The 23,329-nt window shown below is 40.7% G+C and carries 20 protein-coding genes and 1 pseudogene; 6 read left to right on the top strand and 15 right to left on the bottom strand.

The features are described from left to right. The first annotated feature begins 187 nt into the window (after window positions 1–187). Entirely contained in the window at window positions 188–2,248 is a 2,061-nt protein-coding gene (locus MSC25_RS19695) for a TonB-dependent receptor (protein ID WP_096740071.1), read from the top strand. A 15-nt stretch (window positions 2,249–2,263) separates the two neighbouring features. Here MSC25_RS19695 and MSC25_RS19690 read toward each other — a convergent pair whose 3' ends face one another. Then, window positions 2,264–3,046: a helix-turn-helix transcriptional regulator gene (locus MSC25_RS19690; RefSeq protein ID WP_248444400.1), complete on the bottom strand. Its 783-nt coding sequence runs from the start codon at window positions 3,044–3,046 to the stop codon at window positions 2,264–2,266. Window positions 3,047–3,147: 101 nt separating this feature from the next. Between MSC25_RS19690 and MSC25_RS19685 the strand changes: the two genes are divergently transcribed. After that, window positions 3,148–4,350, top strand: a complete 1,203-nt coding sequence (locus MSC25_RS19685; protein ID WP_248444399.1) for an MFS transporter — start codon at window positions 3,148–3,150, stop codon at window positions 4,348–4,350. On the opposite strand, the gene MSC25_RS19680 is transcribed toward MSC25_RS19685, so the two are convergent. The 11 genes from MSC25_RS19680 to MSC25_RS19630 all read right to left on the bottom strand — a co-directional run bounded on the left by MSC25_RS19680 (window position 4,347) and on the right by MSC25_RS19630 (window position 13,708). Further along, window positions 4,347–4,571: a hypothetical protein gene (locus tag MSC25_RS19680; protein WP_248444398.1), complete on the bottom strand. Its 225-nt coding sequence runs from the start codon at window positions 4,569–4,571 to the stop codon at window positions 4,347–4,349. The two genes, MSC25_RS19685 and MSC25_RS19680, sit on opposite strands and share 4 nt — an antisense overlap. Window positions 4,572–4,680: 109 nt before the next feature. Beyond that, on the bottom strand, window positions 4,681–5,523 hold the full coding sequence (locus MSC25_RS19675; RefSeq protein ID WP_162985982.1) for a galactosyltransferase-related protein: 843 nt from the start codon (window positions 5,521–5,523) through the stop codon (window positions 4,681–4,683). Further along, a complete protein-coding gene (locus MSC25_RS19670; RefSeq protein ID WP_248444396.1) occupies window positions 5,513–6,583 on the bottom strand; it encodes a glycosyltransferase in 1,071 nt (356 codons plus the stop codon). The genes MSC25_RS19675 and MSC25_RS19670 overlap by 11 nt, the downstream gene beginning before the upstream one ends. Further along, window positions 6,567–7,601: a glycosyltransferase gene (locus MSC25_RS19665; RefSeq protein WP_248444394.1), complete on the bottom strand. Its 1,035-nt coding sequence runs from the start codon at window positions 7,599–7,601 to the stop codon at window positions 6,567–6,569. The genes MSC25_RS19670 and MSC25_RS19665 overlap by 17 nt, the downstream gene beginning before the upstream one ends. Then, a complete protein-coding gene (locus tag MSC25_RS19660) occupies window positions 7,598–8,617 on the bottom strand; it encodes a glycosyltransferase (protein ID WP_248444393.1) in 1,020 nt (339 codons plus the stop codon). The genes MSC25_RS19665 and MSC25_RS19660 overlap by 4 nt, the downstream gene beginning before the upstream one ends. After that, a complete protein-coding gene (locus tag MSC25_RS19655) occupies window positions 8,614–9,198 on the bottom strand; it encodes a glycosyltransferase (RefSeq protein ID WP_248444392.1) in 585 nt (194 codons plus the stop codon). Before MSC25_RS19655 ends, MSC25_RS19660 begins: the two co-directional genes overlap by 4 nt. 85 nt (window positions 9,199–9,283) lie before the next feature. Further along, window positions 9,284–9,436, bottom strand: coding sequence for a hypothetical protein (locus MSC25_RS19650; protein ID WP_024031649.1), 153 nt, complete (start codon window positions 9,434–9,436; stop codon window positions 9,284–9,286). A 371-nt stretch (window positions 9,437–9,807) separates the two neighbouring features. Then, entirely contained in the window at window positions 9,808–10,221 is a 414-nt protein-coding gene (locus MSC25_RS19645) for a GFA family protein (protein WP_004588484.1), read from the bottom strand. A 30-nt stretch (window positions 10,222–10,251) separates the two neighbouring features. Beyond that, the gene (locus tag MSC25_RS19640; protein ID WP_029771731.1) at window positions 10,252–10,863 is read right to left on the bottom strand and encodes a TetR/AcrR family transcriptional regulator; all 612 of its coding nucleotides are present in this window, start codon (window positions 10,861–10,863) and stop codon (window positions 10,252–10,254) included. Window positions 10,864–10,965: 102 nt separating this feature from the next. Continuing rightward, window positions 10,966–12,255 carry a M20 family metallopeptidase gene (locus tag MSC25_RS19635; RefSeq protein ID WP_096042210.1) on the bottom strand — a complete coding sequence of 430 codons (1,290 nt, stop codon included), beginning with the start codon at window positions 12,253–12,255 and terminating at the stop codon, window positions 10,966–10,968. A gap of 19 nt (window positions 12,256–12,274) precedes the next feature. Then, a complete protein-coding gene (locus tag MSC25_RS19630) occupies window positions 12,275–13,708 on the bottom strand; it encodes an amidohydrolase family protein (protein WP_248444391.1) in 1,434 nt (477 codons plus the stop codon). A 135-nt stretch (window positions 13,709–13,843) separates the two neighbouring features. Here MSC25_RS19630 and MSC25_RS19625 point away from each other — a divergent pair, with 135 nt between their 5' ends. Next, the gene (locus tag MSC25_RS19625; RefSeq protein ID WP_248444390.1) at window positions 13,844–15,913 is read left to right on the top strand and encodes a bifunctional 2',3'-cyclic-nucleotide 2'-phosphodiesterase/3'-nucleotidase; all 2,070 of its coding nucleotides are present in this window, start codon (window positions 13,844–13,846) and stop codon (window positions 15,911–15,913) included. A 59-nt stretch (window positions 15,914–15,972) separates the two neighbouring features. Here MSC25_RS19625 and MSC25_RS19620 read toward each other — a convergent pair whose 3' ends face one another. Together MSC25_RS19620 and MSC25_RS19615 are read right to left on the bottom strand one after the other, a co-directional pair. After that, complete coding sequence (locus MSC25_RS19620; protein WP_248444389.1) at window positions 15,973–17,712, bottom strand: alpha-amylase family glycosyl hydrolase; 1,740 nt, start codon at window positions 17,710–17,712, stop codon at window positions 15,973–15,975. A 20-nt stretch (window positions 17,713–17,732) separates the two neighbouring features. Next, window positions 17,733–18,701, bottom strand: a complete 969-nt coding sequence (locus tag MSC25_RS19615) for an aldo/keto reductase (RefSeq protein WP_248444388.1) — start codon at window positions 18,699–18,701, stop codon at window positions 17,733–17,735. Between the two features lie 155 nt (window positions 18,702–18,856). Between MSC25_RS19615 and MSC25_RS19610 the strand changes: the two genes are divergently transcribed. Then, the gene (locus MSC25_RS19610; protein WP_348983545.1) at window positions 18,857–19,696 is read left to right on the top strand and encodes a LysR family transcriptional regulator; all 840 of its coding nucleotides are present in this window, start codon (window positions 18,857–18,859) and stop codon (window positions 19,694–19,696) included. Between the two features lie 4 nt (window positions 19,697–19,700). On the opposite strand, the pseudogene MSC25_RS19605 reads toward MSC25_RS19610, so the two are convergent. Beyond that, a pseudogene (locus MSC25_RS19605) lies at window positions 19,701–20,039 on the bottom strand (LysR substrate-binding domain-containing protein); the annotation flags it as partial. Between the two features lie 125 nt (window positions 20,040–20,164). Here MSC25_RS19605 and MSC25_RS19600 point away from each other — a divergent pair. Both MSC25_RS19600 and MSC25_RS19595 read left to right on the top strand, forming a co-directional pair. Further along, entirely contained in the window at window positions 20,165–21,079 is a 915-nt protein-coding gene (locus MSC25_RS19600; protein ID WP_024031645.1) for a LysR family transcriptional regulator, read from the top strand. Between the two features lie 108 nt (window positions 21,080–21,187). Continuing rightward, entirely contained in the window at window positions 21,188–23,143 is a 1,956-nt protein-coding gene (locus MSC25_RS19595; RefSeq protein ID WP_248444387.1) for a TonB-dependent receptor, read from the top strand. Window positions 23,144–23,329 lie beyond the last annotated feature (186 nt).

Here is a 23,329-nt window from a genome sequence, read left to right as displayed (position 1 = left end):
ACTATGATAATTTAAACGAGTCAGGTAAAGTGGCCTGACTTAAACAAACTGGTCTCCGATGAACTCGGGGCGATTCACTAACTTATCGGGTATATAGAATACGCGCACTTTAACGCAACCGGTTTAAAAACTGTTTAAAACACCTTACCATGGCGTTAATAAAGCGTTACTCACCTTAAAGGAATGTATGAAACCTTATATTTTGCCGCTGTTATTGCCTCTCAGCCACGTTGCAATTGCTGATAATAAAAACGATGATGCAATAGAAACCATAACAACCACCGCATCACGTACAGAAGCACTGGCTACCCCCTATCCACTTACTATTAGCACCTTATCTGAAGCGCAGTTAAATAGCATTGCGCCTACTCATGTTGAAGAGTCGTTACAACGTATTGCAGGTGCTAACGTACAGCGCGGAAATGGGCAAGAATACCTACCGGCCCTTCGCTCGCCGGTGCTTTCGGGCGCGGCAGCCTGTGGCGGCATACTAACCCTTGAAGATGGCATTCCACTGCGTGCTGCAGGCTTTTGTAATATTAACGAGCTATTTGAAGCGCATAGCGAAATGGCGCAGCGCATAGAAGTACTCAAAGGCCCCGGCTCTGCACTTTATGGCTCAAATGCTGTGCATGGTGTTATTAATGTAATAACGCCCGATACCACGCAAGGCGGTGGATTAGTCGGGCTTGATTATGGCTCATACGGATATGCCCGTTATAAGCTTCGCGCTGGGCAAGACTACGGCAACAGTGGTATTGGCATAAACGCCAGTGTTACCGACGATACTGGTTACCGTGATGATGAAAGCGTTAAACAGCAAAAAATAAATATTCGCCACCGCTTTGAGCACTCAAACCTATTGCTTACCTCTGGCCTTACATACACAAATTTAGATCAGCACACTGCGGGCTTTATTACCGGTTTTGAAAGCTATAAAAACGAAGACATAGCACAGCAAAACTTTGACCCCGATGCATTTAGAAAAGCCCGCTCATTTAGAGCGTGGAGCAACGCCCAGTGGCAATTAAAAAACGGCAATGTGCTTTCTATTACGCCTTATGTGCGCGACCAAAGCATGGACTTTTTTAAGCATTTTTTACCTGGCACCCCGCTTGAAACCAACAGTCAAACAGGCATAGGTGTGCAATCGCTTTATCAACATAACTTGCAAAGTAATGTAAAAGTAAACCTAGGGCTTGATGGCGAATACACTCGCAGCGATTTTACTCAAAGCCAAAACGAGCCAACTCAAGGCTCTGCATTTTTAGTAGCCACAGTACCGCAAGGCAAACACTACGATTACGACGTAAACGCAACTCTATATGCGCCGTTTGCATCAGTTGAGTGGCAATTAAATAAATGGTTTATTAGCGCCGGCCTCAGGTATGAGCATATGCAGTACGATTACACTAATAATATGCTCACAGGGCGCACAACAGAAGACGGCACAGAATGTGGTTTTGGCGGTTGCCGTTATAGTCGCCCAGCCAGTGGTAAAAATAGCTTTAGCAATACCTCACCTAAATTTGGCGTGAGCTACAAGGCCAACAAAAATAATACGCTATACGCTAACTTTTCGCGTGGCTACCGAGCGCCGCAAGCGGCAGAGCTTTACCAATTACAACGCGAACAAACCACCGCCGATTTAAACCCCGAAATAGCCAATAATGCCGAGCTTGGCTTAAAAGGATATTACAGCAATGTAAGTTACGCATTGGCTGTGTATGCTATGAGCAAACACAATACTATTTATCGCGATAGCGACTTTTTTAACGTTAATGATGGCAGTTCACGTCACAGAGGTATTGAACTTGAAGTAGATTATGCATTAAGCAAAACGCTTAACTTACAATTTGCAGGTACACATGCAAAGCACACGTATACCAATAATCAGTTAATTAATGGGCTAAATATAAACGGTAACAACGTAGACACCGCGCCTCGCAATGTGGCTAACCTTGATTTAACTTGGCAAGCCTTTAATAACCTAGCGCTTGCACTGCAATGGCATAGCGTAAGTAGTTACTATACCGACCCAGAAAACCTACATAGCTACGAGGGGCATGATATTTTAAGCTTACGTGCAAAGTGGCAAGTTACCAATAATTTAGAAGTGCTTGCACGTATAATTAACCTTACCGATGAAGCTTATGCAGAGCGTGCTGATTACACCAGCTTTACTGGCGATAGGTACTTCCCGGGTAAACCACGTAACGCCATGCTTTCGGCTACGTACACGTGGTAAAACCATGTATGAAGGTTAATTTAAATCGCCCATATATTTAGTGGGCGATTTTCCCATTACCTTTTTAAACATAGTTATAAACGCACTCACCGATTCGTACCCCAATAATGCCGACACTTGCTGTACACTTTGTCCATCTGATAGTGCTTGCAGCGCTGTAATTATATGTAATTGCATTCGCCACTTACCAAAGGTCATACCGGTTTGCTTTTTTATAAGCCGTGCCAACGTACGTTCGGTTAAAGCAAAATCGTGTGCCCATTGCACAAGGGTTTTACGATTATTTGGCTGTGCGAGTAACTGCTGCCCCATAGCTTGAATAACCGCATGCTTAGATAGCACAAAGTCGAGCGGCTGGGCGGGCATTTCAATTAATAAATCAAACAGTACCTGAGCTAAGCGTGCTGTTTTAGAGCCTTCATTATAGGCTTGGTGTTCGCTTGCTAGTTTTAGCATTAAACTTTTTACCAGCCCCGTTATTGCTAATGTACAGGTATGCTGTGGCATGCCGTGCTTATTGGCATCAATAAATACAAAACATAATTTGGCGTTATCAGATGCGCGATTGCTGTGTAAGGTATTTGCAGGTACCCAAATAGCACTGTGCGTTGGCACCATCCACATTTTATTAGCCGCTTCGCAGGTTACATAACCATCAAGCGCTAAAATTAGCTGCCCCTTAGGGTGAGTGTGTAACGGGTATTCTTTACTGCCTTGTGCGGTATCTACTTTGGCAATTATAGGCTGTACCATGTGCTCGTAGTTTTGTAGGTATCCCCACCCTTTAGGCTCAAACATATTTTGTCAGTTTTTAGTTATTTAATGTCAGTATAGCTAAATTATAATACTGCTGATTTGTTTATACTAGCGCCAATAATTAGCTAACTTATTTTGTAATAATGACTCAAACACCTCACAGTAATGCTGGTACGTCGCGCTTTTCAAGCGTATTACTTGTTATAGGTATTTTACTTATTGCTGCCAATTTACGTGCGCCTTTTACAGGGGTTGCCCCTGTGCTTGAACAAATAATTGCGCATTTTAATTTAACCGCTTCGCAAGCAGGCTTTATTACCACCTTACCGCTAATTGCCTTTGCCATTATATCGCCTATGGCTGCAAGCCTGGCTAAACGCCAAGGGCTTGAGCGCACATTGTTTTTTGCTGTATTTTTAATATTACTGGGTATTGCCGCACGGGTGGTTAACTCATCCATTATGCTCTTTGTAGGCACAGCCATAATAGGCGCAGGTATTGCCATAGCTAACGTATTGCTACCAAGTATAATAAAACGCGACTTTGCGGAAAAAGTTGCGGTAATGACCTCTGCTTATGTACTCACTATGGGCATTGCCTCGGGTGGCTTTTCAGCATTAGTTTATCCGCTTAGCCAATATGAAGGGTTAGGCTGGCAGTTTGCATTAGGGGCAAGTGCACTGATTACAATTACCACTTTAATTGTGTGGATGGCGCAATTAAATAAACACACAAAACCGGCACAAACAGCACAGGCCTCAACACTTAATAAAAGCGTATGGCGCTACCTACTTGCTTGGCAAATTACCTTGTTACTGGGGCTAAATTCATTTTTAAATTACATCATTATTACTTGGCTGCCTAGCATACTCACCGAAGCGGGCCAAAGCGCAACGCAAGCAGGCGCGTATCATGGTGCTTTTCAAATTGCGACCGCCATACCTGGGCTTGTGCTTATACCTTTACTAGGAAAATTAAAAGATCAAAGTGCGCTTAGCTTTATACTTGCATCACTTAGTGCGTGCTGTGCACTAGGGCTACTTTATATGCCAAGCTTTGCATTAGTGTGGACGCTACTACTTGGCTTTAGCTCGGGGGCGTGTTTTATTTTAGGGCTGTCGTTTATTAGCCTACGTACCGATAACTCCACGCAAGCGGCTTCCCTTTCAGGTATGTCACAAAGTATTGGCTATTTGTTGGCGGCTATTGGCCCTATGGTAGCTGGGGCGCTACATACAAGTACCGGCAGCTGGAGTGCGCCGCTTTGGTTATGTGCAGGTGCAGGTGTGTTATGTGCTACATGTGGATGGTTTAGCGGCAAAAACACCACGCTTAATAATAGTTAACTTACTAGCTGCTGTAACCATGAAAACAAGCCCGTTGCTGGCTTTTTAGCGGGGCGATGCTTTTGCTCAAAACGCTTATTTGTAGCTTGTCGTTGTTCGCGGCGCAGCTGTGCTAAATTAGCTTTTGCAGCAAAGCGCAAACGCTGCTCTTGGGTTAGTTCGTCATTAAAGTTAATGGCTGACTTTTTAACTGCTCGGCTACTTTTCGGTGAACTGCACATATTTTTCTCCAAATGACTGTCTTATAAATAGACAGTCATTTGGTTAAAAAATTTCAATTAATAATATTTGCTTATCATTTTATGCTGTTTAGCTTTTAGCACACCTCATTTAATACGGCGAGGTAGAGCGACATGCTTCTATCTCATCGCGGGTCGGTTTTTTTAAAAATTTAACGCTGTGGCTCTTTTCGTCAATTTTAACTATATCCATAACGGCCATTTTTTTTAGCCAACCAAACATAGGTAAAAACTGCCATTTTTTTGCAAAGGTGTTGGCGTTATTACAAATATCTTCGGCGTAGTTTATAGGAGGCGTAAACTTGTCGTGGTATTGGTGCAGTACCCAATCATCAATGTAATTAAGCTTTATGTTGTTAACTTTACACTGCATAGCAAAGTCGGTGTCTTCAGCGCCGTAACCAATAAATTGCTCATCAAAGCCATTCACTTTATTAAAGTCACGTTTATTAATCGCAAAAATTAAAGACCAAAAAGTTAAAAAATCTACATTTTCGTTTATAGGCAGGTTTTTGCGTTTTGGATGATCAACAGCCTCCTCCACTAATAGCTCGTAGTTACCATTACAAGGCACATACGGTAAATACTTTGCCTTGGCACTTACCACTAATTTATGGGTTAATTTAGTCAGTAAGTTTTCAAAAAGTGTGGGGGAGCAAATACAGTCTACGTCTATAAATATAACGTTATTTTGCTGGGCATTTTTAACTCCAGTATTACGCGCTTTAGCAAGGGGTAAACCTGTGCTTTGCATATATACATTTTTGGTTAAAAAAGACGTGCTTGGGGTAACATTGTGGCTGTTTTTTTCATCCATCCACACCACCACCATATCGGTTGGGCGCAGCGTACTATTTTCTATACTATGAATAAGGTTAGCAAGTTGCTGGTGACGCCCTTTTACAATAGTAACGACTGAAAATTTATGGCTCAATTGCAACCTCCTCAACTAACGCAATAAATTCGCTAATAAACTGATCTGTATCACTTATTATTTGTGTTTTACTCATTTGGGTTTTTCTTGCATCAATTAATGCGGCCTCTATTAGGGCATTGTTTTGCTGTAAAAACGCTGAAAAAGGTAAATGCACGGCAAGATTATTTTTAGCTAACATACGCGCTTTTTCATCTTGCTCTTGGTAGGGTCGGTTTTCGGGTATAACAATCAGCTTTTTTCCCAGTGCTAACAACTGTGATACTGCATTATTGCCACCACTTGTAACTACAACGCTTGCAGTAATCGCTTGGCTTATATTAGCCACCATCCCTTTATAGGTTACTCCTTTAATAGGCTCGCCGTGGCAGCCAATAACCTCAACGTGATATGTGTAATTAGTAAGTACACGTGCAATTAATGCCGCTCTTCGGGCATCTGTTATTAGCAAAGTAATATGATTGCCAAAACCTGTTTTTGAGGCGTTTTCACAACCTGTGAATTTTGATATAAACCCCAAATAATGGGTTTTATTAAAATAGCCGTAGTGAGGTGTTTCTAACTGCTTTGGGTACGGGGCGTATAATTTAGTCGCGCATTCATAGGCAAACACTTGAGTAGGGTCGCCACTAATATCACCCGAATGGCGCTGCATTAAAACAGGTATACCAATACTTCTGGCCATAATAGTGAGTTCGGCCGATACATCACTTATAAATAATACCGGTTTGTATTGCTGCGCTAATAAGTTAAAAGTTATAGAGCGCTCAAGTGGCGCTTCGCTATATTCTATTCCTTCAAACGCTGCGTTATAGCTCCTTTGCACTGAGCTTTGCCCTACCCATTTTGAAGGCAGCTTTTCAAAAACGCCCCGCTTACACACTTTATTTAAAGCCATTTTGACTTTTAAATCGCCATAGAGCACTACTACGTTATAGCTATTTTGAAGCTTATTTATAAGTAACTCAGCGCGTGTAATGTGGCCCGCGCCATGATGATGAACATAAAAAAATACAGTCGGTAAATTTGGCTCATAATTTGGCTCATATAAGTGCTGCATATTCGGCCTCATAATTTGAAACAGTAACGTTAAAGTCGAAGTTTTTAGCGAATGATTGGCACGCTTGCGGCGTTATTTTGCCCAGTTTTTTAATGGCTGATACAGCTTCATCCACATTGTTTAGTGCGGTGCAGACATTAGAAAATCGCAATTCTTCAGGTATGGCTGTTTTAAAGCCTACAACCGGTATGCCATGAGCAAGCGCTTCAATGGTTGTTAGGCCAAAAGGTTCGTGCCACTTAGAGGTGGCTAAAAATAAGCGAGATTTAGCAAGCTCTGCAAATAACTCATCATGTTTTAAATGCCCTAAATAACAAACGGAGTCTGTAAGTAAGGGTTCAACTTTAGCTTTAAAATATTCTTCATCTTCAATGGGGCCAGCTATAGATAAATTGCGCTGTAACTTTTGCGCTATTTGAATCGCCGATACTAGGTCTTTTTCGGCGTTAATACGCCCCATCCAAAACAAATCATGGGTTTTATTTTCCTCTAGTACACATTCCCTTTTGGGTATAGTAACGCCATTTGAAATCACTTTAATTGCGCTACCAAGCTGAGACTCCCACTCTTTACACAACCGGTTAGACACGGCTATATAACGATGATCGCTACGCGCTTTATGCAGCTTATGTATTAAGCCAAGCTTTGGTGATACAGGGGCATGTAAAGTAATCACGCTTTTTATATTGTGCAGTAATGCAACATCATATATCGCATGATAATAACTGTGATAATGCACCACGTCGTAATACGAATTATCTATTAGCGCAAACTGGGCGGCCTGATACAGTTTTTGGCCTTCTTCTTCTGTGGTTATGTTGTCTTTCATGCGCAGGGGGGATTCATCTAACTGTAAAATGTTAAACTCGTTTTCTTCATCAGCGTCTTTACACAACACATCAACAGTGTGCCCTTTTTTACAAAGTGCGTTAGCTAAATTAGCAACAAAGGCCTCTGTACCCCCCTTAAAAGGTTGTCGCAAAGAAACTATAGGGCTTGCGACCATTAGTATTCTCATGCAATTCTCCCTAATATGTTACTGTATTCGCTGCACATTTTAGCTATAGGGAAATTACGCGCGCTTTTAATTACATCATTTTTATTTAACGAAAAAGAAGCTTCAAGCGCGGCGGCTAAACTGTTTACGTTATTACCTTTAGCCAGTACGCCTGCCCCTTCACTGACTATTTCAGCAAACGCACCGCGATTAAACGACACCACTGGCGTACCTGTTGCCATAGCTTCTAAAGTAGAAAGCCCAAATGGCTCATCCCAGCGGGTGCCAAATACAGCAGCTTTGGCATTTGCCAATTGGAGTTTAATACTGTGGTGATCAAGATGCCCTAAATAGCTATCGCAGGGTCTTAGCAAAGGCCGTACTACATCATCCATATAGTGTTTATCTGCGATGGGGCCGGCAAATTTAATAGCAATACCCATTTGTTGCGCTGTAGATATTGCTATATCAATGCCCTTACTCGGTAATATTCGGCCATAAGTAAACACATAATCTTGAGGGTTCTTTGTTACCTGCCAACGTTTAAGGTCTATACCATTGTAAGTAACTTCTAGTTTATCGTTTATAAAGGGCTTCCACGCCTCAGCTAAAGAATGCGACACTGCGGTGAAGTGTATAAACGGCGAGTAAGAAGCCAGCCCCACAACCGCTTTAAGTTTTGAATAAGGCGGCGTATGCAATGTGGTTAACATGGGAATGTTATGTTTACTGGCCCACAATATAGGGATGGGATTAAGAGAGTTATTATGTACTACGTCAAACTGCTCTTTAGTTATATCGGCCATTACCTTGAGCATAAAATCGTTTTCAACTATATCGGGATATTGTTGATATTGGCTGTTATCTATCTGAAACGATTTTAAATTACAGTTAACCTCGCTGTCTGGGTGAGCATACAAAGTAACCTCATACACTGATTGGTAGTATTCAACCAGTGCACCAGTAAAGGCTTCTAGCCCACCAGCATAGGGCGATTTAATAGGAAATCGAGGGTGAGCTATAATCGCAAGTTTCATACTGCAAGCTCCTCGCGTCCGTGCGGCTTTTTATACAAAAGAACCAATGACGATTCCTTTTTGCTTTTTGCAGTAAACATTTTTTTCATTAACTGCCAATCACTGCTTGGCGCTGTTTCAAAGGGTAAAAACTCTAATAAAGAATCTTTTTTAAATATTATGCTTTCCAGCGGCCTTTGATAGGTGTGCTCTACTTTCTTTGTGTTATCAAAGTAATAAGGAGTAAAAACAAAGTCCTCTTCAAAGCCTTCGTTTATTAGTTTAAAAGTGTGCTTTTCATCAAATACGTCATCATCTGTACGAAAAACCACAAAGTCACTCAACGTAGCTTGCAGCCCCACATTATAAGCCGCAAACCGACAGTTTAGCTGGTGATCAATATAAATAATGCCTGGGTCAATCGCCTTTAACCTTAGGCGTAAGTTATACCTTTGTTTGTACTTTTGCGTTGAATTATCAACAATGGTTATGATGCAGTTACTGGCGTATTTTTGTATTTCTTTAACCCGATCTATAACACCTTCATTGCAGTGGTAAGTTACTAACACAATGGCAGTTTTACAGTATCTTTTGCTTTTCATTATTCTTCCTTAGCCACATTTTTATTTAAAACCGCTTTAAACAAGGGCATTAATTTCCGTATCTATTACGCTAATAAATTAAGCGCTAACTTTTGTAATCGTTAAAATAAGCACTTAATTGCTTTAAGCGCAGCTCTAAGGCTAATTTTTCAGAGAGTTTCCAGTGTGGTAGTTTTTTTAAACGTGATTTGGCCGCTTCTAATTCAGCCCCCACTTCGCTTGTAGATAAAATTCTCATTTGTTTCACCTCATAATAAATATGCAGTCCATAAGAATTTATCAGCAAATAACAAGCCAAATAGGTACAGCTAAAAATCAAATATTTATTAATAAATATCAAAAGCTTATATTTTTAAAAAGTGGAAAGGTGTTTTTATAAAGGGGGGCATAGGCATATATTTCAATAAAATATGAAAATAATTCACAAAGCGCTTTAGCTTATAAATACTTAATCACTCGCGTTAAAAAAACGCTCTAAAGCAACAATAAACAGATTTAAATATAAAAAAGAATACAAAAGGAAGGGTAATTTAAATTGCTGCTAGTGGGACTCTCCCACTAGCAAGGCATGGCTAATAAGGCGTTTTATTTACTCAGCGCCCATTGCGCTTATGATTGAGGCGTAGTTTCAAAAGCCGGCACTTGGTGTAAATCGTTTAGCCATGTAAGCGTTGATTGCGACCAAATTTGCGCAGCTGGGGTAAACTCATCACGCTGATCAACTGCCCCTATGCGCAGGCCGTACACTCTATCGGCTTTTGCTTCGTTGGTTGCGTAAAGTGTAGTGCCGCACGTACCACAAAAACCTTGTGCGCGTTTATTACCGCTTTGTGCTGTTTTAACATACTCTTTTGGCTCGCCTTTAGTAAATACCACCGAGTTTGGCTCAGCCATAATTACCGCTCTAAATGGCCCACTCGACATGCGTTGGCAATCGCTACAATGACATACAAGTACGTTATTATTTTGCGACTGAGCTTGGTATTTAATTTCACCACAATAGCAGCTTCCAGTAATTTTCATTTTACTCTCCTTGAGTATGTTTAAAGGTGTTTAACCTAAATAAGCTAAAATAATTTTAGGTAGTTCTTGCGCGTATTGCTGTGCCGATAAATCACAGGCTATCGCAGGGGTTAAATCATGATACAGCACTTTATCAAGCAATGAGCTGACAATTAAAAATACTGCCGTACCTGCCGCCGCCTCGCTCACTTTGGTATCTGTTTGGCTAATTAATTGCGCTAAACGCTGATAAATTACTCGTCTGTTTATGTGTTTATCACTGCCTAATAACTCGCTGTGCAAACGCGAATTTAAATGTAGCGTTCTAAATACCCCCTGCTGTGATGATAAAAACACATAGGTTTTATGGCATAAAGTGTTAACTACATCGTCTAAGTTTTTATAGTGCTGCGCCTCAAGCTCTGTTACCCAGTTATCTAATGCAATACCAAAGTCTTGATACAACATGGGCAGCAGCGACTCTTTATTTTTAAAGCGACGGTAAAACGTACCTACCGACACCTCGGCGTAATCGGCCAGCTCTTTTATACTTATGTGCTCAAAAAACTTACTTTTTAAACTGTGATGCAGCGCTTTTAATAGTTTTTCTTGGGTTTGTTGACTGCGTTGTTGCTTAGGTGCCAAAAAGGGTTGATCAGACATAAATTTAAACGTGTTAGGTTAAAGTGCACACATAGTGCAGCTTGTTAATATAAACAACAATACCCAGCTAGCAATTACTTTACTCGCTGGGTAACTACGGCATTATTTGTGGCTATTTAAGTAATCTACCGCTAATTGGCTAAGCGCTTTGGTACCCACTTTAAACGATGACTCATCGGCGTAAAAATAAGGTGAGTGGTTACTTGCTACCGTTTTTAAGTCTTGATCGTCAGGCGTACCACCTAAAAACACAAATACACTGGGTATTTCTAGGGCATAAAACGAAAAGTCTTCTGCGCCGGTTATTTTACCCATTTCTTGCACGTTTTGTTTACCGGCTGCTTTTTCAAGGCTAGGTAACATTTGCGCAGTAAGCTCAGGGTTATTAACCGTTACCGGGTAACCTTCGTGAATATGCACATCGGCCGTTGCCCCCGATGATTTAGCAATATGCGTAGCGGTTGTTTTAATATTTTCAAAGATTTGCGCGCGGTTATCCATATCAAAATTACGAATAGTACCAACCATTTCAACTTCTTCAGGAATAATATTATTACGCACACCACCGGCAATTTTACCAAACGACACAATAGCAGGCTCTTTGGTTATATTTACTTGGCGGCTCACAATGTGGTTAACGCCCGTTACAATTTGCGCAGCGGCAGCAATAGGGTCAACGCCTGTCCACGGTGCTGAGCCATGTGCTTGGCGACCATGTACGGTTATTTCAAAGCGATCGGCACTGGCCATAAACGGCCCACTTCGATAGCCAATTTTCCCCGTGTGTAGGCTCGATGTAATATGCAGGCCAAAGGCTACGTCAGGTTTGTATTTTTTAAATATACCTTCTTTAAGCATTAGCTCTGCACCGCCCTCTTCGCCTAAAGGTGCGCCCTCTTCAGCAGGCTGAAACACAAACATGATGTTGCCATGCAGCTCATCTTTCATATTTGCTAATACTTCGGCTGCGCCCATTAACATAGCTACGTGCGTGTCGTGGCCACAAGCGTGCATTATGCCTACATCAACGCCACGGAAGTTTGTGGTTTTGGTTGATTTAAATGGCACATCTGTTTTTTCTGTTACCGGTAGTGCATCCATATCGGCGCGTAGCATTACTGTAGGGCCAGGCTTTGCGCCTTTTAAAATACCAACAACACCGGTGTAAGCAATATCGGTTTGTACTTGCATACCTAACGACTTTAAATGTTTAGCCACAATGCCTGCGGTACGCGTTTCGCGGTTACCAAGCTCAGGGTTTTGGTGAAAGTCGCGTCGCCATTCAATTACCTGCTGCTCTACATTTTTAACGTGTTGATCAAGGTTTGCCTGCGCGTTAAACGCACCAAGTGCAGCAAAACCTAATGCCACTGAGAGTAATGATTTTTTCATCCTGATTTCCTTTATTATTTTAATGAAGCCCAACAACCGATTTAGTGTTATCGAAAAGTGCTGTTGAGTTATAGCCTACACCATTTTTAAATACAGTTTCCATATTACGGATCGCCGACGCATCTTTAGTAAAGTCGCCATTAACAATAACCAAGTCGGCATGTTTACCTACTTCAATACTACCTATTGTATTTTGCTTATTTAAATACTGCGCTGCATTTAACGTAGCTATTTTTATTGCTTGTGGCTGCATAAACCCAGCCTCTACGAGTAATTCAATTGCACGCTGGTTGGAAAAGCCAGCAATAACGCCGCCATAACCTGTTGGGTCGGTGCCCACCATTAATTTACCACCAGCGGCTACAAACATTTTTTCTAGCTGCATCATTTTTTTAAATACTAAAGGCCAACTAGATTCGCTCTGCTTTGCTATTTTTTCAAAGCGCGACTCGTACTGATCACGTACTTGCGGTATTAATGCATCAAGTGCTTTTGGGTAGGCTTTAGGGCGACCTTTAGTAAAGGTTTCAAATACAGTAAGTGTAGAGGTAAGTACTACATTTTTAGCCACTAAGTAATTTATTAGACTCGTTACTTCTGGCGAGTTTATATCTAACTCAACAAACGATTGCTGTACGTCTTTATTACTTGGGCATACATCTTTTTGTTTGTTTTTAACAAAGTCGGTGGCGGCAAAAAAGCCATGTTCTAGGTTATCAATACCTAAAGCGGCTGCTTCGCGGTATGTAACTGAACATAAATGAGCCGTTACTTTGTTATTTTGCTCGTGCGCTTTTTTAATAACAACATCAAGCTCATTTTGATTAATATGCATATACGCTTTATATGAGGTAACCCCCTCTAAGCCCCAGTAGTCCATCATTTTTTTAGCATCGTCTGCATCGCGTAGCGACTTTATTTTTAAAATAGGTAAACCGGGGCCATTTAAATACGGCGCCGTTACATCTATATCTGGGCCTAAACTTTTACCTGCGTTTATATCATCTCTTAATTTTAAATCAGCATATGGTGCAGTGGTGCCTGCAGTACGAATTGTGGTTGCACCGCCTGCTAAATATAGGCGAGGAAAGCTGTAAAGCATTTCGGTGTAATGAGCCTTGCCAGTTGGATAAAACATGTGCTCATGCATCATCACCAATCCCGGAATTAATGTTTTTCCACTACCGTCAATAATATTCACACCTTTAGCGACGCCTACTTCTGCTGTGGCGCCTATATTCACAATTTTATTTTTATTTATTACAACCGTTTGATTAGTTTGTGCCGGTTTGCCGGTGCCATCGATTAACGTGATATTTTTAATTGCATAACGCCCCGCTTGATAACGTACAAATTGCTCATCAACTGCATAACTTGTAAAGCTAGTTAAAGCGCAAGCAATTAATAATAAAGATTTTTTAATTTTTTTAAATGCGTACATAGATATACTCATAGTGTGTGCTCATCTTGGTAGAAGACATTACTATAAATGCACCACCTAAAAATGTAAATCAGGATTCACATTTTAATTCATCATACTTTAATAAATCTTTTTTACTGTACTCTTTTTAAATTACACGGAATGACTATGAAAAATCGAATCGCTAAAAAGTACGCTTTAAAATCAACATTGGCACTGACTATTGCACTCGCATTGAGTGGCTGCGACATTGATGATGACGATAATAACGACCCTGTCGTTGTAGAAACACCAGAGCCTGCACCGGTTACTTTGCGCGTGATGGAAACAACCGACATACACATGTATTTATCTAACTACGATTACTTTGCACAAGCCCCATCAGAAACCTTAGGGTTTGTTAATACCGCTACCCTTATAAAAGAAGCCCGCAATGAAGTGCAAAACAGTGTACTTGTTGATAATGGTGATTTAATTCAAAACAGCCCGCTTGGCGATTACGAAGCGATTGTACGTAAAGACGATATTTTAAATGGCGCAACCCATGTGGCCTTTAAAGCAATGAACTTGCTTGATTACGATGTTGCTAACTTAGGAAACCATGAATTTAACTTTGGCTTAGAGTTTTTAGATGCCACAATAAGTGGTGCCGACTTCCCGTATATTAATGCCAATGTATACGTTGATGATGGTGATGATGACGACAGCAACGATGAAAACCGTTACACACCGTACTACCTTCAAGATAAAACTGTATTCGATATAAACGGCAACGAACAAACAATTAAAATTGGTTACTTAGGCCTTACCCCACCGCAAATTATGCAATGGGATAGCGCGCACTTACAAGGTAAGGTCATTGCTAAAGATATTGTTGCTACTGCTGAAAAGTTCATTCCACAAATGAAAGCACAAGGCGCCGATATTATTATTGCCATTCCTCACTCTGGGTTAACAGCCAGCGCCCAAGAAGACCTCGCTGAAAATACGGCCCTTTACCTGTCTAAAGTAGATGACGTAGATGCCATATTGTTTGGTCATAACCACCGTTTGTTTCCGGGTGATTCGTCGTACGATGGCTATGAATCGGCTGGTATTGATAACGTAAACGGTAAACTTAATGGCGTACCGGCTGTTATGCCTGGCTTTTTTGGCAATAACTTAGGGGTTATTGATTTAATTGTTGAGCCAAACGATGAAGGCGGCTGGGAAGTAACCAGCTCAAAAGTAGAAACCCGCGCCATTAGTGGTACAGATGAAAACGGCGACTTTGTTGATTTAGCTGCTGTAGATACCGATGTAGCTGCCGCAATTGAGCTTGAACACCAAGCAACGATTGATTGGGTAAGCGAACCATTTGCTGAAATTTCAAACCCAATTTATAGCTTTTTCGCTTTGGTGCAAGACGACCCGTCAATTCAGATAGTATCAGATGCACAAATAGCGTGGGGTAAAGCGTTTATTCAAGGCACTGAGCTTGATGGCTTACCTGTGCTTTCGGCAGCAGCCCCTTTTAGAGCTGGGCGCAATGGTATTGAAGATTATACCAATGTAAAAGCTGGCGATATTACCTTACTAGATACCGTAAGTTTATATGTGTTTCCAAACACTATTCGTATGGTAAAAGTAACAGGTAGCGATGTTAAAGAGTGGCTTGAACGCTCTGCGGGTCAGTTTAATCAGATTGATGTAAACAGCAGCGCTGAGCAAAACCTACTCGATACCACTTTTCCTACTTTTAACTTTGATATTATTGACGGTGTTACCTTTGAAATTGACGTCACTCAGCCAAAACGATACGACAACGATGGCATATTAATAAGTGAAAACAATTCGCGCATTACTAACTTGCAATACCAAGGTGAAGCGATAGATTTAGAGGCAGAGTTTTTAATTGTAACTAATAACTATCGTGCATCGGGCGGCGGTAACTTCCCGGCGATTGACGGTACTAGCCGTGAAACATTTGAAGGCCCAGATGAAAACCGCGGTGTGCTGCGTAGTTATATTATTAGCGAAGCCGCTAAAAGTAGCACAGGCAGTATTGACCCTTCGGCCGATAATAACTGGCGCTTTAGCACCGTGACCACCAGCACAGAGCTAAACGTTGTGTTTAGAACATCACCGCTTGATGAAGTAGCTACTATTGCACAAACACTCCCTGCTGTTGCGCCTACCTCACCACTTAAAACAGACGAAAATGGTTTTGCGCTATACACCATAGATTTAAAGCAATAACCTTTAAGGCATAAAAAAGCCAGCTTAGCAGCTGGCTTTTACTTAACCTAAACCCTTAATTATTTAGCAATATACACACTATAGCTTAGCCCTTTTAAAGTGACCGTTAACTTGCCATTTTGTTGCTCAAGTTGCTCGGCAGCTACAAGAGGCGAAAAGTGTTTATACGGGCTATTAAACTCTATTGTTTGTGGCGTTTTTTCGCTATTAAACACAATAATATACGCCTGCTCTGCACCTTTTACTGTGCGTGAAAACGCAAACATGCCAGTGTTTTTAGCAAAAAATAAGTCGTTGTATTCACCGCGGCGAAGCCCTTCGTGATTTTTTCGTAACTTACTTAATTGCGCAATAGTTTTAAATAATGGGTGCTGCTGGTTAAAGTTATTATCGGCCGTTGTTTGCGTGGTGCCTATAAGGTTATTGTCGTTATAGCTTGCAACATTTGATGCAAACATATCTTCGCGTGCATCAATATCGTGGCCATCGCCTGTAAAACCTTGTTCATCGCCATAATAAATAACCGGTATACCGCGAGATAAAAACATAAATGCATGCGCTAATTGGCTGCGCTTTAATTTAAGCTCATCACTTTCGTGATCAAATGTTTGGTTTATAAATAAGCCAGGCCTGCCCATGTCGTGGTTCCCTAAAAAGGTCATAAGTAAATCGGCTTGGCTGTCTTCATCTTGGTATAGTGAGTCTTGTGCAAATAGCTCGCTAATGGCGCTTGGGTTCTGCCCTTTAAAAAACACATCGGCCGCTATTTTTTGAAATGCAAAATCAAGCACCGATGGAATTTTACCTTCTGTAGTAAATACACTTAGGTTTTTAGGGTTAGGGTCGTACACCTCACCAAACACATGAAAATTTGGAATCCCTTGCGCTTTAGCGTAATCAATAATAGCAGGTGTAAATGTTTGCCAAAACTCGAGATTTACATGGCGTACGGTATCGATTCTGAAGCCGTCGGGCTTAAACTCTTTTATTAAATTTTGATAAATATCGACCATGCCGCTCACCACCTGCGGATGCTCTGTTTTTAAATCGTCTAGGCCGTTAAAATCGCCATTAAGTGAGCTTTCACCACTAAAGGTGCTGTCGCCTTGGTTGTGATAATAATCGACATTGTTTAGCCACTGTGGGTACTTAACATTTTTTAAGTGCTCAGGAATAAATGGGCTATACGGCTTAGGGTTGTTTAGCGCTTTATACTCACAATGCGTTAAATCTGCTTTAAATTGACCGTTTGGCATGTGGCATTCGTCGTAACGAATAATATCGGCTGTGTGGTTAGTAATAATGTCAAAAAATACTTTAATGCCTTTTTTATGAGCTGCATCAATTAGCTTTTTTAAAGAAGCATTCCCACCAAAGTGCGGGTCTATTTCGCTAAAATCGACAATCCAATAACCATGGTGCGCAACACCATCTGATTGAATCGCTTGGTTGCGTAATAAAGGCGTCATCCAAATTGCTGTAACCCCTAGCGCTTCTAAATAGTCGAGCTTTTGTTCAATGCCTGTTATATCTCCACCATGAAAACCACTGGTGGTTGTTAAATTTAACCCACCAGCCGAAATAGCATGCTCATTGCTGCCATTATCGTTTTGCGGATCGCCATTTTTAAAACGATCAGGTAATACAAAATAAAATATATCGTCGCGTACATCGCGCTGTAAATAATTATCAGTGCTTGCAGTGTTTGCGTTACCGGCCGCTGGTGGCTGATTACTTTTACAGGCCGTTAATGCCACTACAGTGCTTAGTAAAAATGTTGTTAGTGTGTTTTTTATCATTTTAGTGCTCCTTTACTAAACTATGGCAGCTCGCAACCTTTTACACTTTCGTAAAGTGCATACCAATGAGCGGCCGTTAATTGTATTTTGTTTACTTGTGCACACGCTTTAATACGCGCAGTGTTAGTAGTCCCTATTACAGACTGAATGTTTGCAGGGTGCCTGTTTAACCATGCCAGTACAATGGCTTCTGCACTTGTTTCGTACTGCGCAGCTAAGCTTTGTACTAATTGGTACGTGTTTTTAATACGGGTTTCAGCGCAGGTTATATCAGCACCCGAAAACAACCCTTGGCATAAACTTCCCCACGCCTGCAGCTGTATATTCTCGTGCTGGCAAAACTCGATTAAGCCCGGCGTAAAGTTAATATTTGCGCCTTGCGCGTTACCAGCATATATGCCCTCTTCAACCCAGTCATTTTTTAATAAGCTCATTTCTACTTGATTCAAAATAAGTGGCTCTGACAGGGCTTGTTGAATGGCTTTTATTTGATGTTGCTGCATATTAGACACCCCTAAAAAACGTACCTTGCCTTGGCTTTTTAGTTTTTTATAAGTGCTAGCAATTTCCTGAGGGCACATGAGTGGGTCGGGTCTGTGCAGAATAAGTACATCTAAGTAGTCTGTTTTTAGCTGCGCTAAACTTTTATTTACACTTTGCTCTATCCACTGTCCTGAAAGGTCATAACGCTTTGGGCCATGCTCATCTTCAAAGCGAATACCGCATTTAGATTGAATAATTAACTTATCACGGTCGGTGCGCGTTTTTAAAACTTCACCAAATACCTGCTCTGCTTTACCAAAAGTATAAATATCAGCATGGTCAAAGTAATTAATGTTATTTTCAAGCGCTGCCTCTACTACTGTATGTGCTTGGTTTATATCGGCTTTGGTTATTGGGTTGTTATTCCAGCCACCACCCAAGCCCATACAGCCATAAATAAGTTCGCTAGCATTGGGTATAAATTGAGAAATAGTTTTATTGGTCATGAGTTATCGGTATTAAAAAAGAGTGACTTGTAGTTTACCGATTAAATTATTCAACTAAATACTAAAAATAAAACTCATTATTTGCTATAACAAACAATAAAAACACAGTGCTCATTTATATGCTGAGAGAACATAAAAAATTTGAACGGTTATTTTTGTTTAACGAAGTAGCCAAACACTTAAGCTTTTCAAAGGCAGCTTTAGCGCTTGGGATCTCCCGAGGGTATTTGTCTGAGCAAATAAAAGCGCTCGAAAAAGAATACCAAAGAGCCCTACTTATTCGCACAACCCGCAGTGTAAAGCTCACCCCGCAGGGAAAGCATGTGCTTAGTTGTATGGGAAATATTAAAAGCACATTATTAGAGCTTGAACGAACCTTAGCCCATGAACACGAGGCTATTGCCGGCAACATTAGAATTACCGCGCCGAGCCAATTTACCAATAGATACCTGCTAACTATTTGCGAGCAATTTAACCAAGAGTACCCTGATGTTAAATTTAATATAGACTGCAGCTACACCCCTCACAATTTGATTCAAAGCAATTACGATATTGCATTTAGATCAACCCTTAATCCGCCCCAAAACATGATTGCCAAAAAGCTTTTTAGTTATAAACAGGTGTGCTGTGCCTCGCCTAGTTATATTGCTAAAAATGGTGAGCCAAGCGACGTTGAAGATTTATTAAAGCATAGCTGTTTAACCAGCACGCAATTTAGCCTGTGGCATTTTTCCGATAGGGCCATTGAGCTTGAAGGAAAACTAAGCATTAACGATAACCACATGCTTAAAAGCCTTGCATTGCAAGGTCAAGGAATTATATACACCCCGGAGTATTTAGTAGATTTAGAAATTAACGCGCACACTTTGAAGCCGCTATTAACGCAGTTACAGTATCCGCAATCTGATGTGTATCTAATTCACCCTCAGCTAATTAACGAATCAGCACGTATTAGCCATTTTATTAAATTTACTACCAACTGGTTTAGAAACTAGCTTACTAATTACTTTTATATTGAGATAAGTGGTTTACTAAATAATCGACTAAAGCTTTAACAGTTGGGCTTAACAAACGTTGAGACGGATAAAGTAAATTAATAGGCAGCGGGCTTGGCGCGTATTCACTTAGCACCTCTACCAGCTCACCGCTTTTAAGTGCTTGGTTAACGTAAAAATTAGGTAATTGCGCTATACCTTGGCTTGCTAAAGCAAACGCTTTTAAACTTTGTGAGTCGTTAACCTCTAAACTACCTGAGACTTTTACAATGGTATTTTTACCATCAAGCGTATAACTCCAACGCTTTGCATTAGCGACTACCGTGTTTATGAGGCAATTAAAATTTTTAAGATCATATTAAAACAATTAAGCCTATTTCAGCACCTGAAAAATAAACATCTTTACCTACCTAACTAATTAAGTGCTAGGATAATGGCTTGAAATACTGATAACTTGCAAACCTAACTATGAATTTAAATCAGCTCGATCTAAACCTTCTTATTATTTTAAAGCAGCTTTTAAACGAAAAACATATTAGCAATACCGCCTTAACTTTAGGCATGAGCCAACCTTCTATAAGCCGCTCGTTAAGTAAATTACGCTCCTTGTTTGACGATCAATTATTAATAAGAATGGCCGGAGGGTATGAGCTAACACCAAAAGCGCAATCAATTCAGCAAGACCTAAATTCTATTTTAAATATGGTAGAAACACTGGTTAATAAGCAAACCTTCGACCCTAAAACCAGCACAGCCACCATTAAACTGTTTGGCCTACCGCCGCAAATGCATTTATTTATAAAAACAATAATTAAAGATGTTCGCGAGCAAGCGCCTAATATCACCCTTGAAATAGACACCCTGCCTAAGCCGCAGTTTTCTGATTTGCTTAAAGGCGATACGCACTTTGTGATTACTGGCCACAAGCCCGCTAATTCAGAGGGTAAGTTATATCAACAGCCGTTGTTTGAGCGCGAGTTTAAATTAGTAATGGCTCGCTCCCACAGGCTGGCTAAACAAGAATTAAGCGTTGATTTATTGCGTGATTGTAATTTTGGGCAAATATCAATTCAGGGTGAAAAAGCATTAACTATTGCACAAAACTTTGCCGCGCTAGGCATTGATAATATAGCGACGCCAATACGCTTAAAAAACTTTTACAGTATTGGCAGCATTGCTGAAAACACTGATTTAATATTTTATGTGCCCAATCATTTTGCTGCAGATGTGTGCCAACAGCATGACGTAGTTGCCAGAACCCCGCCCCCAGAGCTTAGCTCAGAGTATGCACAAGTGGCTTTATACTGGCATCAACGCCACCATAATGACCCTGTATGTCAATGGTTTAGAGAGCTTGTAAAAAATAAAGTATTTGAAGTTTAAATAACTGTTATTCATGTAGGGTATGTATTTTAAATTGCCATTTAAGGCGGTGAACGGTTTAATACGAATCATTCTTAATAATATTAAAATTAGATAAACATACTCACCATGAAAAACACGCTCCCATTTAATAAGCATGCGCTTAACGTTGTTATTGGTACTTTGTGTACTGGTATGTCATTCATAAGCTTAGCGGAACAAGCTCCCGATACCTCAGAAACCATTGAAGTATGGGGCACAACAATTACTAATGACTCGCTACTACAAGACGATATTGAAAGAAAACAAGCCAACCATTTAAGTGATTTACTCCGTGACCAAGCTGGTATTGACGTAGGTGGCTCGCACTCTATTGTACAAGGTATTAATATTCGTGGTGTTGACGATTTAGACCTCAACATTACTGTTGATGGTATTAGCCAAAACAATAATATGTTCCACCACTCAGGCAACTTACTTATTAATGCTGATATTTTAAAAGCAGTAGATATAAAAGTAGGCACTAACTCGGTGCTAACTGGCGGCCTTTCTGGTGGTGTAGCCTTTGAAACCAAAGATGCTAAAGATTTACTAGAGCCAGGTGAAGATTTTGGCGCACGCTTATACACAAACTTAGGTACCAATGATTACGCAGGTGGCTCTGCTGCGGTATATGGTCAGCTAACCGACAACATAGACGCCCTTGCCTACTACACCTACACCGACAGAAATAACTTTGAAAACGGCAATGGTAGAGAAGTTACAGGTAACGAAGGCCGCACGGTAGATGGCATCTTCAAGCTCGGCTGGGATGTAAATGAGAGTAACCGTTTAGTGTTCTCATACGACAGGTATAACGATGAAGGCGATTACTACGTAAAAACCAACTTTGGTGCAGGCTTTGCTGAAGATTCAGACGCGCAAACAGAAGATATTGACTACACACGTACCAGCACTTCACTTGCCTACGAGCTAGATAAAGGCGATGCCATTACCCTACGCGCTAGCGTTTATCGCAACGAACTAAGCTATATTGCACTAGGAACTGAGGGTAACTCTGAGCATACGGGCTACACTGCCCTTGCAACATCTAAAATTGCACTTGCTGGTTTTAATCATACATTACGCTATGGCGGCGAAGGATATGAGCAAGTATCAAAACGTATAGAAAACCACGTACAAACCAATAAAGACACTGCCGACTCGCACGCTATTTATATTGAAGACGAAATCGCTGTAACCGATCAGTTATTTGTAACCCCTGGCGTGCGTTACAACTACTTTAAAGTAGACATGTACTCAGCCGGTACTAACGATTCGTTAGATAAATCGTGGAACGAGTTAACGTTTGGTTTAGCGGCTAAATACCTAATTAACGATAACTGGAGTGTTAACGCAAGCTCTACAGAGCTGTTTCAAGGTCCTGGCCTGCGCGAAAGCTATGTTGATTACAGTACTAACTTTGATAAAGACCTAAAAGCAGAAACCGGTGTAAATAACGCCATTGGTTTTGCCTTTAAAGATCAAAATATTATGGGCTTAGACTCATTTGGTTTTTCATTAAACCTGTTTAAAACCCGTATAGAAGATTACATAGACAACTGGGCAATTGGTAAAGGTCGCCCTATTGGTACCTATGAAAACTCGGGTGATTACGATATAGATGGTTTTGAATCAACGCTTTCACTGCGTAAAGCGCTATTTAGTGCACGTTTAAGTTACTCTAAGTCAGACTCTGAACAACTAGAGACTGGCGAGCAACTGCGTTATGAAGTAGGTGATAGCATTTCACTAAACCTTGGCTACGAAGTACCAAAATACGACTTAAAATTTAACTGGACCAGCCTAGTTAACAGAACTGATGACTCAGTATCAAGCGGTGCTGATATTCATAAAGTGGGTTATCAGGTTCATAACATCAGCATGCAGTGGCTACCAAGCCAGCTTGAAGCACTAAGCATGACCTTAGGTGTTGAGAATATTTTTGATAAAACGTATTACTCTCACGCTTCATACTCAAGCGACACAGTGCAAGATTACGAAGCGGGTCGTAATGTTAAATTAAGCGCGTCTTACGTTTTTTAATTTAATAATTTGCGCATGATTTAAGGCTCAATATTTTATTGAGCCTTTTGCTGTTTAAGGGGGTGTACCTTAAATAGCGCCAACCATACCAATCCGCAATAATACTTAATCATTTTTAGGGGCTAAACGTGTCGCTATCTGCGTTAAAAAACTCTCATTTACGACTGCATGGATGCAGAAGATAGA

The organism is Pseudoalteromonas sp. 1CM17D, from assembly GCF_023161805.1.
GTDB classification, from domain to species: domain Bacteria; phylum Pseudomonadota; class Gammaproteobacteria; order Enterobacterales; family Alteromonadaceae; genus Pseudoalteromonas; species Pseudoalteromonas atlantica.
The sequence above is the reverse complement of the archived record's forward strand: the minus strand, read 5'-3'. Positions and strand labels throughout refer to the sequence as shown.